Genomic DNA, 14,591 nt, shown 5'->3' with positions numbered 1-14,591 from the left:
AAAATATCGCACAAATAAACAAAAAAATAATCGTGAAGAAAATATCGTAAATGTGCATGAATTTTTGTGTTTCGGATTTTTTTCTTACGATTTGCATATTTGTATTTTAATACTTTTTTATTTTTGCAGTTGTGATTTTTTGTTTTTTTGTAAATTATATGTATACATATAATCTTAATTGCAATGTGCATTGCAACAGAAAAAATATCTGGAAAAATTCCGGATATTTTTTAAACCCCTAAAATTTACTTTTATTTTTAAAAAATTTGTTTTTTGCTGTATTCGATTTTCTTTTTAAATTGTTTCTGATAAAAAGCGTTCATCACCTGGTATTGGTGTCCATTTATCCTTATAATAATTTCAGTCATAGAATAGTTCATCAGCTGATTGTCAATTGAAAATTTCCCTAGGCATATTATTTATTTCATTTTGTACAGCCAATATTTCTTCTTCAGAAATATTATTAAAATTTGTGCCTTTTGGAAAGAATCTTCTAACTAAACCATTAAAGTTTTCGTTTCCTCCTTTTTGAAATGAAGCATATGGGTCTGCACGATAAATAATAATTTGAAGCCTATATCCTAGATAAAAAAGTTTTGAGAACTCAAATCCATTATCAGCTGTTATGCTTTTAACATTTAATTGTTTTTCTCTAATTAAATTTCATAAAACCTCTGCAACATTTCATGGATTTTTACCCTTTATCTTTTTAATTATTCCGTATCTTGTTTTTCTTTCTGTAAAAGTTAACAAGTTATAGTTTTCCTTTCCGGATTTTCCAACGATAAAATCAACTTCTCAATGACCGAATTCTGACCTATCATTTATTTTCTGAGGTCTAGTTCAAAATGGTCTAACTCATCTTGCACCAACTCAGAATTCAACTGCACTCTTAGTTCTTTTTCCTCCTTTTTTATAATGACGTCTCAACCTATCTTCTTTTGTTATTTCTCAAGCGTTTGAATTTATCCAATTAAAAACAGTTCTATATGAAGGAAATTCAAAATTATAATTAAACTTAATATATGTATGTGTAAGTTTAACTCCAAATGAACGTTTGTTAAATTTATCTATAAAAACATTTGTAAAATTTGGATATTTTTCGATTTTATTGCGCAACTTAAAATAATATTTTCACTTATTTCTCATATCATGTTTATATTGTGCGTATTCAGCCGTATACCCGTATAAATCAGCATTGTATGTAATTTCTCTAGATATAGAGCTCTTTGAAAATCCAGTAATTTTCGCAATTTCAGATATACTAAAATTTTCTTTTAACAAAGCTTCTATTACACATCTTACTTTTGCTGTAATTCTTGTATAATGTATGCGAAATCCTTTCTCAGGGGTTTTCAGTGGAGCGCAAAAAAGTGCTCCACTTTTATTATAAACTAATAAAAGTGTTGCACTGCATATTGCAATCGAGCTTATATGTATACATATAATTCAAGCGGTATTTTTTTAGCAAAAAATTAGCAAATTTGCTTTTTTTAAAGCCTTAAAAATAGGCTAAATGTGGAAATGTGGAAATTATTAGCAAAATGCCTGTCTTTTTGCTAATGTTTAGCCCTATATTAAGGTTATAAAAGTCAAAAATAAAAAGTTTTAATTTTTTTGAAAATTGCTAAATTTAAAAAGTAAAATTAAAACAAGAAACAAGGAGGAAAAATGGAAAAAGAAAATGTAATTATTAAGTGAAATACTTTCAAAAAAGTATTCTACAACAACCCAGCTATGATATACAACACAAGTGATATGCAAACTAAAATTTTAGAGCAACAATATGCTTTAAAATGAGGTATGTCACCTGAAGACCATAAAGCTCAAATTATTGAAGCTCAAGAGGCTGAAGAAGATGAAAATTTTGAAATTAATACCGATTTTAATGAAGAAGATATCTTATTCGATATCAAAGATGATGAAATTGTAGCTTCAAATATAACTCAAGAAATTGATTTTGAAAACACATCTGATGCATATATTTCAATTAATCTAAATGAATATGTAAGATATAAAAAAGAAGCTATCCAATGATATTTAAATAAGTACAATATTCCGCTTAAATCAGTTGTATTTATTAGACCAATGGATGCATTTGAATTAAAAGTTAAAAAAACACTGGAAGCCTACCAAAACCCCAATGTACAAGTGATAATTGATCCAATTTTTAATTATCAATTTGAGACAGAAGATAAAATATTTAACTTTAGTTCAGATGGGCTTTTATATGATAAAAACAATGCAAAAATAGTTACTTTAGGTTATGTTGCTAGAAGTAAACATAATGAATACTACCATTTTTGATATTTACAAAAAATCCTAAGTCGTAATGATATACAGCTTAGTGATTGCAGTCAAATTATCATTAATCCGCTTAATGTTTCATACAAAGATGTAAAAAGAGATAAAGTAGAATTCTTTGAAGCAAGAGCCGCTTATGTTTCAAAAACAATCAATAAATCTACAGCAGCTAAAACAGATCCAATTTTAATTATGATGGATTTTGTTTTAAGAAGAACGGGAGATGCTGTATTAATTGCAAGAAATGGATATTACAATAAAGATGATTTCTATTCATTTTATAAAACGGCTAAAACTGGATTAATAACTCAAAACCCTGTTGCAGTTGACAATAAACAAGCAGAAGAATTAAATTTAGAAGAATTTGACCTAAGTCAAATTTCATATGAAGAATTACTTGAGAAAAAAATACCTTTAAAATTCAAAATTGCTAAAGATGGAAACGAAAAAATATTTGTCTTAGAAGATTTTGAGTTTTATAAAAATGTAATGATTAAAGCATATTATGAATTCAATAATGAGACTAAATGAAATTACAATGCAATTAAGTATTTTTATGCAGTCACAGATTTAGAAAATGATAATTCAAAAGTTGTCAAATGACTTGCAAACAATTATTTACCAATTGAAGAAGAAAATATTTTTGATTTCCCAGAATTTTTTAAATCAATGGATAAAAGTGTAATGCTAAATTATTTAATTGGTAATAAATTTGATTATTATTCAGGTAACGCATTTAGAGGAAATGAGAAGAAATCTTATGAAATGATGCTAAATAAAATTGAAAAATTAAAGAATAATACTAGTTTTTTCAATATTGAAGCATTAAATATTATTAAAAATATTCATAAAAAAGACTCTAGAATTTGCTGATATGACTATGAAGGTTTTATGAGTTTATATCCAATTTTGGATAATGTTCCTTCATATAATCAAGTGATAAATCAAGTATCAGTTATCCTTACTCAAAATGGTCAAGAAATACTAAAAGAAAATATTGTGGTTGACACTAAAAATATTCAATTAATTGAAATTGTTAAGATGTTTAAAACCATTTATTGTGATAAAGCAGATGGTTATGTTGTTTATAATAAAACTTATGAAAATACTAGAAATAAAGAGGTTTTAAAGCTAGTAGAATTAGAGTTTTATCAAAAGAAAAATCAAGATTTTATCAATCAATTTAATCAAATTTTTTCTGGTGGATATAATGAATTTCAATACATTGTTAACCATATAAATTCGCATACAATCGATTTAGCTGATTGCTTTAAATTGTATAAAGCAGAAAATAATGTAGCAAATCACACTGATGTAAGTTTAAAAGATTATGTTTTCTTTGAAGATGACGAAAAAAACCACACCATAGCGCTAAAAGATGATATTACATATGATGAATTTAAAGAAATAACTGCTCATACCTCGCATATAATTTCAATTAATTATTTAATGTATTACCATTCAATTAAGAAGATAGAAAAATACATAACTCACTTAGGATTACAACTTAAAACATTAATAACTCCATATAAAGATTTAGAAATTCAAAAAGGTACTATGGCTATGGAAAAAGCAATGCAAAGACATGCTCAACTTATCGGTGATAACTTATGAAATGAAGTCACAGTTCCAGCCCTTAAAATGTATTGTGAAAACGATGTTAAAGCAATGATTATGGTATATGAATTAATCATGTATTTAGCAAGATTAAAATTCAAAGAAATCGATGATTTTGAATATAAAATTCAATGTAATAACTTCAAATATTATGTGGATGAAAACACAAAAAAACTTAAAATTCAAGAACTAAATTAATCTTAAATAACTCGCAATTTTTGAGTTATTTTTGTTTTTTTTTTTTTTTCAATAAGAAAACAATTCCATTTTACCCATAATATACCTATGATATAGCATTTTTTAAAATGCTAAAATAAAAGTGTAGATAAAAAATATTCTAAGGAGACGGAAATGAACAATTCATTTAAAAAGATTATTTTACCACTCGCTAGTGTCAATGCGATCACATTGCCTATAGTAATCTCTATTTCTGCTCAGCCTTTAGATGAAACATCATCCCAAGACGACTTTGAAAGCTCGAATAAAGAATTCAGTGGTACATTTGAAAAAAATAAATTTATTAATTTAGTTAAAAGCGGTTCAGCAAACAATACTGAAACATTTTTTGAAATTAGTCCAACATCAAACAACTATCAATTCACAGGAAAACAAAAAGAAAGTGTAAGATTCTTTACCGGACGTAATAGTGCATATTCTAATGTATATTCTAACTTTGATAATAATACTGGACCAAATATTATTGCTAATCCAGAAAATTATAAACAAGGTGCTTACATTATCGAAACTACACCTAAGTCTCAAAATGACTTATATGCAATCTCAACTGCTAACAAAAGAAGTTGAAGAATTATTTTAAATAACTATTGATTACCTCAAAACCCATTTACTAATAATCCAGGTACATTTAAAACTCACTTTGAAATTCCAGATTACACTGCTCCAAGTATTAATTTTGGATTTGCATTAAGTAAAGATTTACAAATAGCTAATAATTCTTTACGCATTTCTGTTTTAAGACAAGAAATGCAAGAATACACTAAAACAAATGGTACTGATTCAGGTGGAAAACCGTATGATTACAAATTGGAAAAAGGTGTGGATGACAACTATGGAAACTCATATTTCTTTATTAATGATAAGGATGCTATAAATGCCTATGCAAATAAAGATGTTATTGGTATGGAAAAAGGTAGTCTAAATGAAAAAGTTTATGATAATCATTATTTCTTGAAACAAAACATTATTTTCAAAGATGGATTTACAGCTGATGAAGAAAACGAAGGTTTCCCAGGTGTAAACGAAATTAGAACACTTCATTTTGGAACTTATAATACAACTGGTAACAATGTTGAACCTTTAAGATTATTAGATGGTATTTCTAAGCAAGGTGACAAAGTTAACTTATCACTTTTTAACCCATACTTAAACAATAAGTTGAAAGACGATTCCGATTTTTCAACATATGCTTCTTCCGAAATATTATCACCAAGTAATGTAGGTACGGTATTTTATGGTGAAGTAAAGACTGCTTTACAAAAATATTATGACTGAGGTAAATATGTTCCAACATTAATTATTGATTTTGATACTATTGAAAATCAAAGTAATTTTTATGATCCAGTCACTAAACAAGCTCAATATGTTGCTAAAGATGATTCACCCTCAGGTATTACAGCATTTTACGGATCAAATTTCCTTGATGAAGTAGATCCATCATTTGTGGTTTCATATTCTAAATCATTTGAAAGAACACAAGCTAGAACATTCAAACTTCACATTAGTGAGAATACAGTTCCTAATTATGGAACAAATGAATTAAATGTTGTAAATCAATTACCTACAGGTTATGGATATGAACTCCAATGAAATGGTACCACTATAGCTACTATTCCAGAAGAAGAAATATCTATTGCTAAGGAAAAAGCATATAACAAAGGTACAAACAAGTTTGATATTAACCTAACATTTAATACAAATTATGCAAATTGACCTAAAGAAATTAAAAGTTATAAAGATCTTACAAATCCTGATAAATTAAAACTTGTTAAGGTTTGAAGTAATCCAGAATCAAGTGATTTCTTTGTTAACGATAATTTAAGTAGTTATAATGATACATATATTAGTTTAAATCCAGCTGATTCAAAAGGTGGAACAGCAAGTGTACCAAACTCACTATACCAAAATGGTGTAATGGACTTTTATTCAATTTCAAAACCTACACAAATGTATGGAAATCAAAAGCTATGAACCTTAAAACAAGTAGCTGAAGAAACATCAATCATTAAGTTAGGAAACTCTAACAATGTTTCAAATGGTGCTTATAAACCTAATGAACTAACCTATAGAAATCAAGAATTACCTAAAGCACAAAAAGAATACTTAATGCAATTAATTAATGATAATTGAAACAAAAATCTCTATGTATCAGATCCAAAAATCAATGACTCAAGCTTAAACTCACGTGAATTAGTTGACTTATTTAAACAAAATAGCTGAATGGGATTAATAAATGATTTAAAACAAGCTAATTATGATACTAAAAAAGTTTCTGAACAATTTAATTGAGTTAATGGAGTTATAAGTTATTTAGAAAATCCTGAAAGTCCTGATGCTGTAGTGGAAATCAATGGAACAAAACAAAGAATTTTAGACATTCTTTTATATTCTAAATATTCAAGCTCACTTCCTGGTGATAGTTTAGTAAGAGACATTGCTAATATGATTTTTGCACCTACAATTAATGGAGTAAATACAAGGGATGAATTTATAAAAGCTTATAAAGAGTTTATAAATATCCCTAATATGATTCCAGATGTTGATTTATCACACAACACAGTTGTAGATAAAAATAATACAGCAATTAAAATTAAGCAAGCTGTTGATAACTTAATGTCAGCTTATAATCAACTTTCACAAGCTGGACTTAATAGTTTTGATAATAACCCAGTTACCACAAAAGATTTATTAAAACAAGCAAATGATAAGTTGCAAGGTAGTGCTAGAATTACTTCATATGGTCAAAATACATTTATGTTGCTTGATTCTAGGGATAAATTAATTCAATATGTACAATTAATTAATCAAATCACAACTAAATATGCAACATCACTTGCAGAATATAATAAATACAAAGTAGTGCCTCAAGAAACACTATATTCAGCAATCAACAAAGGTAAAGCTGTTACTACTTATAATGCATTTAAACAATCATTAGATGCATTATCAAATACACTTACTTCAGTAAATGATACTTATATCAAAGAAACCGCAGTCTTAAATAAGCAAAATATGGAAATTAGTAAGCTTCAAAGCATTAATGAATCTCTCACAAGTGATGTTGCAGCTAAATATCAAGCAATCATAACTGACTTTGAAGATGCTAGAAATAATATTAATAAATTAGCTGTTCAACTTAATAATCCAGCTTTTAGTGATATTTTACATGTTTGAAAAACAAATGCCTTAAATGAATTAGATGCAATTCAAAGTCTCGATCCAAGCCTTAGATTATTAGAAAACTATCCTAAACGTGCTGTTAGTGTTACTGCAATTGTAAATTACTTTGATTTTGCTATTAAATTAGCAAATTCTAAATCATCAGATTTCTTACTCAATACATATGAAACATATGATGGTAAATTTAGTTCTAATTTACAACTTGCTAATATTGCAATGCAAAAAGGTGAAATTGATGGAGTAAGCCTTAATTTACAAAATGGATTACATCCAGATTTACCTTCAATTTCACTTCAAAATAATGCAATTGCATATGTAATACCAAATACCACACTAGATTCTGTTTATCATAATTATTCATTCCAAAAAGGAATAAATCCAAATAATAATTCAAAATATGAGTTTTTAACTCCTTCAAACAAATATCCAGCTACTAAGTATTTTGATTTCTTAATGAAAAACTTTAAAAAAGAATTAGATACTGCTGATAGTGTGGATAAAATTTCTGGAATTTCAGCTAAATGAAGTGGAATATTTGAAGTATTATTAGAAAAATATGCTTTACTTACTTCAGATCAAAATCTTAATTATGCTCAAGTGGGATATTGATTAAATCAATACTTACAAAGTATGATGAATGCAAAAGTAAGTATTGCGGCCATAGTACTTAATGCTAAAAGCGCATTCTTTGATACAACATCAAAAATTGATATCAATGTACTTAGAAATATAAGTGCTATGAAATCTCTTAAAACACAAATATTTGATAAGTATCTTGATCCAAACTCACCAGATAATATTTTTAAGAATGGAAAATTCTACTCATTATATAACACAGATAGAAGAAATGAATTCTTTGATACTTGAAACACAAATGAATTACCTGATGATTCCATAAATACTTTAGCATTAATTCCAACCATTTTAGGTGTACTTGAAAAAACACTCACTGATATCAATCCATTAAATGATAAATTAATACCTGCGCAAAGCAATGCACCAGCTGCACTCAGAAATATGTGAAGTTTACAACCGCAAAAATACACATGATTTGTTTATGATGCAGATAAAACAGAACAATTGCTTCAAACAGCTACACAATTATTCTCAGGTTTAAATGGTAGATATGCAGCATTGAATAATTATGTTGAAAAAGTAATTCAAGGTCAAATGAAATCATTGTTTGTTCCCGAAATGTTTTCTCCTCAACTAATTAATGATCTCAGAGCATTAATTCCATCTAAGGAAAATTATTTGATTGAAAACGATTCAAGCTACTACAAAGCTATAAATGATAAAATAATTGAAGAATTCAGAAAATATGTAAATAGCTTAGAACAATTATCAGTTGAATCAAAAACAGCATTTAATGTTTCATTTGATACCGTATTTAATAGTCAAAATAATTATAATGTATCATTTGATACTATTAAATATGAGGGATTACCGGCTAAATTCATGTATCTTCAATTATGAGGTGCTGAAATTGCTCAATTAATCTCAGTAGCTTCTGAAACAGTTTCATTAAAAGCTTCTGATTATCCATACTTATCACAACAACAAATTGATGCATTTAACAGTAGAGTTAAATACACATTTAGTTTTACAAATTTACCAAGTGAATTTTCTAGATTATATAAAGGTGCAACACCTGAATCTTCAAAAACAACAGCAGCTTTATCTTCTATTCCATCAAACCCACTTTATAAAGCTTCTTTCTCAGCAGTAGATCCTTTAAAAGCTAAAGAATTGAATAATTTAATTCGTGATATTCAAGGAAATATAGCAGAAGCTGAATTAATCAAGAATCCTTCTGATGAATTTACTAAAGCTATATCTAACTTAAAAACAAAATTATCAAATGAAAAAATAAATGGAAATATCAATATTAATGATTTTAAAGCAATCAATTATAAAATATTAAATTTAACCGCATTAGAAAAATATAGTCAATCAATCCAAAAAGCCCAAACAGTCTATGTTCAACCAAGTACAGATATTCAATGAAACAATTTTAATACTCAAGTACAAAAAGCACAAAAATTATTGCAAGATCTCAAGAATAATGATTTGTCTGCACAAGATTACACCTATGAAATTAATAACAATATTTTATTATTAATCACTGCTGAAAGAACTTATTTAACAGCATTAAGAACTCAAGCAATTAAACTTCCTGAAAAATCCGAAAAACTACAACAAGCAATTGATTATTCGAAAGTTGTGCTTGATAAAGGTCTTATATATGAATATGTAGATGAAATTAATAAATTGCTTAATGAATTACAAAATAATAATTTAAATCTTTTAATTTTACAAGGTAATGCATTAGCACAAAATCCGGCTGGAATCGATCCTGATGACTTAAAAGAACTTCAAGGTGCTTTAGTACAAGCTAATGATGCTATAAGTAAAGTTCCTTCAATTAGTAGTGAGATTTCTAGTGCGGAAAAAAGATTACAAGCAATTATTGATAAGATTAATTCTAATGCTAAATTACAAATTAAAAATGCAGCAGAAGAACTTAAAAAACAAATTGATATAGCTAACTCTTTAGCTAATAATAATGATATTAAACCGTTAATTGCAATCGCTCAAGACGTTTATGATAATAAAGATAGTAAAACTGTTGAGGAAATCAATAAGCAAGTTGATATCTTGAAATTAGCTAACTCAACTATTAAATTGCAAAATAATTTAGCTAATGTAAATACAATAAATGATAAATCAGATAAATTAACAGCATTTATCACTACAATTAATACCCAATTATCTCAAGATAAAGAATTATTACCTAAAGCTAATGCAGCTGAGTATGCAAGTAGCAAAGATATTTGAAACAAAAACACTCAAACTAATATAGATTTAAATAATCAATTGGATAATGCTATAATCCAAGAGCCTCTTGTTAAAGCACTCAAGATTGCTAATAAGCTCGATACAACAAAATGAGATAAAACTATTACTGATGTATGAAATAAACTTTTAGTTAAAGATAATGCTCTTGTAAATTACACAATAAATGAAAGCCCTACTACAATTCAACAAGCAGTGGATGGATTAAATAATTATCCAGCTTATAGCAAACTTTACATCACATACACAGAAGCATCTCAAACAGTAAAATCGCTTTCAAAACAACTTGAAAACTTTTTAGCAAATATTAAAGATATTATTGCAGCGACACAAAAATCAAATATCGAAGATAATAATGAAATATTAAAAGCAATAAACAACATAACTAGCTTAACAGATGAAACTAAAGGTATTGTTGCAGTTTCAAATAATAATCCAGCAATATTATTTGAATCATTAACAACAAAACTTAATGAATATATTGCTAAAAATCAATTACTTATCGCTATCGATAATGCAACCAAACTTGTAAATGAAACACTTAAAAACCTCACATTAATTAATGAAGTTAAATCTGAATTAACTAAAGCAACAACTTTATTAAATCAAACACCGCTTGCAGATGCGGCAACTTATAATAAAGAAGCCACAACTCTTAATAATTTAGCTGCATTAGCAAAAATGAAACAATTAGCCTTAAATAACTTTGATACTACATACACTAACTTAAATGATGCGCAAAGTACTTTAAGCAAAGCAAACATTATTGCAGCCGTTTCAGTTCAAAGCTTGACTGAATTATTATCAAATATTCAAAAATTAAATCAAGCAATGGGAGATTTAATTGCATACACTAATTCACTTGATCCTAAATTATTAGCAAATCCTATTTCTTCAATTGCATATGTATATGCAACTCAAAATATTAAAACAAAATTTGATCAAGATTTCAAACAAGTTAATAGAGTAATAAATAAGAAAGATGGTATTGTTTTAAGTAATAATGACCCTGAAGCAATAGTTGATTTATTAAATAGCTTTAAGCAATCAGTTGCAAGCTTAAATGGTGTAGATGAATTCACAAAACTTCTTAATAGCTTAAAAGCGCAATATCAAGCAATTACAAATAAAGTTGCAAACCCTAATTTATTTACAAATACCACTGATGCATTGCACAATGCATACAATAGCCAAAACACAATTGTAGCTAAATTAATTACACAAGCTGAAGATATCTTAAAAACGCAAAGTGCAACAAATACTAATGTTACAACTTCACTTGCTAATGAATTAAATAAACTCGCTACAATTGCAGATGAAATTGCATTATTCCCAAGCAATCAATTTATTGATGCACAAGGAAATAAAATTTCATGAGCTAACTCTGTCCTTGATCCTTTAAACAACCTATCAGATACTGATAAGCAAAATATTAAGGTTCAATTTAATGCAGCTATGACTTATAAGAGAGCTAAAGAAATATTAGATCTTGCTCAAGATCAAAATAATAAGAAAGTTAATAAAGAAGAGTTAATTAGAGACTTATCAAAAGCTATTAAAGATGTCTTAGACAAAGACACAAATACAATAACTGACGATGATATTTCAAACCTTCAAGATAAATATAAAAATGTATTAGATAATGGGGTTGATAAAAACAAAGTTACTGATTACAAAGATTTAATTGATGCTTTATTAAAACTTAAATCACTTGCTGATAGCTATAAAGCATTCATGAATTCAAGCTACAATACAGATGGATACTTTGAAGCTTTAAATAATTTACAAACAGCAATTAGTTCAATTAAACCACTTGAGCCAGCTAGCGATCCTAAAAACCAAGATTTAATTAATCAATACAATGATAAGCTAAATGCTGAAAAAGAATTAGCAAACAACTCAATTCAACTTGTTGATTCATTAAATAAAAATGATGAAACTAAGGTGAACCAATTACTTCAAGATCTTAATCAACCAATTTATTCAGATTTAAGTAATTTACTTAAAGATAATAATTACTTTAACATCCAAAGTAAATCAATTAAAGATATTACAAAACAAGATGTTCAAAATATCAAATCAATTCTTAAATCTCCTACATACAGCAATCTTCCAAAAGTAATTCAAACATCTCTTAGAACAAACATTAAGCAATTGGCTCAAAATATGCCTTGATGAGGATATTTAACAATTGCATCCACCTTAACATATGTAGCCGGATTAGCAATATTAGTATTTAACAAGAAGAAATAAATTTTATAAGACAGTACCTATAATTTATAGGTGCTGTTTTTGTATTAAAAAATAAGCCCAGAAGGCTTATTATTATTTGAAATTATTATAATTTTGCAAAGTGTTCTACAGTTCTAACAAGTTGTGATACGTATGACATTTCATTGTCGTATCATGAGAATAATTTGTACATTACACCGTCTTCTGTTTCCTTCCTGTGTTTCCAAGTTGGAGACACTTTTTATTTCTCTTTTTTAACTTTTAAGAAATCTATTTATGAAATAAATAGCTTATAGACTTAATAAAAAATTTTTTACTTTTTTATTACATAATTACATAGAATTATGATATAATAAAACTATGAAAAAGTGATTAGTTACAAAAAATAAAAAGAAAGATGATTACTATGTAAGCCTTGCAATATCAGGTGGTTATGGTAAAGGGTATGAAAGAAGCATTAGTATTGGTAATTTATCAAAACTTCAGGAGCAAAATGAAGATGCGATGGAAATTATTAAGCAATTAGCGGCTTCGTTACCACTAGATGCTGATAAAGATTATGTTAAAAGTAAATTAGCAGAAGCTTTTAAACTTACAAAAGTAGAAATCGGAACATATAACATTGGTATTGAATTGATTTATCAAGTTATAAAAGATATAGATTTATTTAAGAATTTAAATGTCGGAAAAGAAAACAAGCTGAAGAAATTTTCAATTTCCTAGTAGCTAAAAGAATTTTAGAACCAGAAAGTTTTATTAGAAGCTTTAAGACTAAAAATAAGTACTCAAATGAATTAGATATACAAAAATCCACAGTTTATAATTTCTTAGATTTTGTTGCAGAAAATAAGCAAAAACTAATCAAAAACATGAATGAAAAAATCCATGAATATACCAACCGTGATGTTAATTTAGTATTCATGGATGCAACAACACTTTATTTTGAAACATTTGTTAATACAAATGAAAACCTAAAATCAAAATATACATTAAAAAGAAGTGGATATTCAAAAGATGGAAAATTCAAAGAGGATCAAGTTGTTCTTGGAATGGTAACGGATAGAAATGGAATTCCTTTAGATTTTGCATTGCTACCAGGAAATGTTGCTGATTCAAAAACCTTAATACCTACAATTAATGAATTAGGAGAAATTTATAATCTTAAAAATGTAACAGTTATCGCAGATAAAGGGATGAATGATTATCAAAACAAACTATTTCTAAAAAATAATGGACTAAATTATATTTTCCCTGTTAGATTAAAGGCACAAAGCAAAAAATTTAAAGAATACGTTATAAGTGAAACAGATTACAAAGATATAGATGGCTTATTATGCAAAGAAGTAGAGCAAGTAAATGTAACTAAAGAAAATAAAGCCATAAAAGTAAGACAAGTAGTAATTTATGATAAATACAAAGCTAAAAGAGATGCTCAACTAAGAAATGAAGTCATCGAAAGATTTAATAAAGTTAAAGATGAAAGCGGCAGCGCAACTGCTAAAAGTATGATTTCATATAAAAAATATAAGTTTTTTACAGAAATTCAACAATCAAGATTTGTTATGGATATGGAAAAAGTACACGAGGATCAAAAACTGGATGGATATATGGTTTTTGAAACTACAAGATTTGATTTAACTATTAGAGAAATTCTAGAAATATACAAAAATCAATGAAGAATTGAGAATAATTTTAGAGATTTAAAATCTACATTAGAAACAAGACCTATGTTTGTTAGAAAAGATGAACACGTTTACGGTCATATAACAATATGTTTTTTAGCATTAGTTGTTTTAAACTATTTAACTTGAAAGGTTAACTACAATCAACAAATGTTAACTGGTGTGTTAGATAAAGTAACAACACAACAAATAATCGGTGCTATTAAAGCAGCAAATATCAATTATAAAAAAGTTGATGGTATTGTAACAGAAGAAAAAATGTGAAATAACGATGATATAAAAGAGGAAATTGATTTATATAACTACATAGTTAAATTGTTAAATAGCGATTTTTCTATGTAATTTCAAATGTTAAAAATTGTGCAGCCCTAAAATTAAGGACTGCACGTTTTTTTACCCTTATTAACTTGGAAACACGGGCTATAATTTATAGGTGCTGTTTTTGTATTAAAAAATAAGCCCAGAAGGCTTATTATTATTTGA

5 protein-coding genes are annotated in these 14,591 nt (G+C 27.0%); 4 read left to right on the top strand and 1 reads right to left on the bottom strand.

Going from position 1 to position 14,591, the window contains the following annotated elements:
- Positions 1-294: 294 nt before the first annotated feature.
- The gene (locus tag Q8852_RS01865; RefSeq protein WP_305938295.1) at positions 295-1,284 is read right to left on the bottom strand and encodes an IS30 family transposase; all 990 of its coding nucleotides are present in this window, start codon (positions 1,282-1,284) and stop codon (positions 295-297) included.
- A 387-nt stretch (positions 1,285-1,671) separates the two neighbouring features.
- On the opposite strand from Q8852_RS01865, the gene Q8852_RS01860 reads away from it, so the two are divergent.
- The 4 genes from Q8852_RS01860 to Q8852_RS01840 all read left to right on the top strand — a co-directional run bounded on the left by Q8852_RS01860 (position 1,672) and on the right by Q8852_RS01840 (position 14,450).
- Positions 1,672-4,119, top strand: a complete 2,448-nt coding sequence (locus tag Q8852_RS01860) for a UU173 family protein (RefSeq protein WP_305938294.1) — start codon at positions 1,672-1,674, stop codon at positions 4,117-4,119.
- Between the two features lie 153 nt (positions 4,120-4,272).
- The gene (locus tag Q8852_RS01855; protein WP_305938293.1) at positions 4,273-12,447 is read left to right on the top strand and encodes a hypothetical protein; all 8,175 of its coding nucleotides are present in this window, start codon (positions 4,273-4,275) and stop codon (positions 12,445-12,447) included.
- Positions 12,448-12,786: 339 nt separating this feature from the next.
- Positions 12,787-13,149, top strand: a complete 363-nt coding sequence (locus tag Q8852_RS01845; RefSeq protein ID WP_305938292.1) for a hypothetical protein — start codon at positions 12,787-12,789, stop codon at positions 13,147-13,149.
- The gene (locus Q8852_RS01840; RefSeq protein WP_369810275.1) at positions 13,134-14,450 is read left to right on the top strand and encodes an IS1634 family transposase; all 1,317 of its coding nucleotides are present in this window, start codon (positions 13,134-13,136) and stop codon (positions 14,448-14,450) included. The genes Q8852_RS01845 and Q8852_RS01840 overlap by 16 nt, the downstream gene beginning before the upstream one ends.
- Positions 14,451-14,591: the final 141 nt, after the last annotated feature.

Source organism: Mycoplasma seminis, from assembly GCF_030718845.1.
Taxonomy (GTDB): Bacteria; Bacillota_I; Bacilli_A; order Mycoplasmatales; family Metamycoplasmataceae; genus Mycoplasmopsis; species Mycoplasmopsis seminis.
Note: the sequence above shows the minus strand (reverse complement) of the source record. Positions and strands in the feature narration are given on the sequence as shown.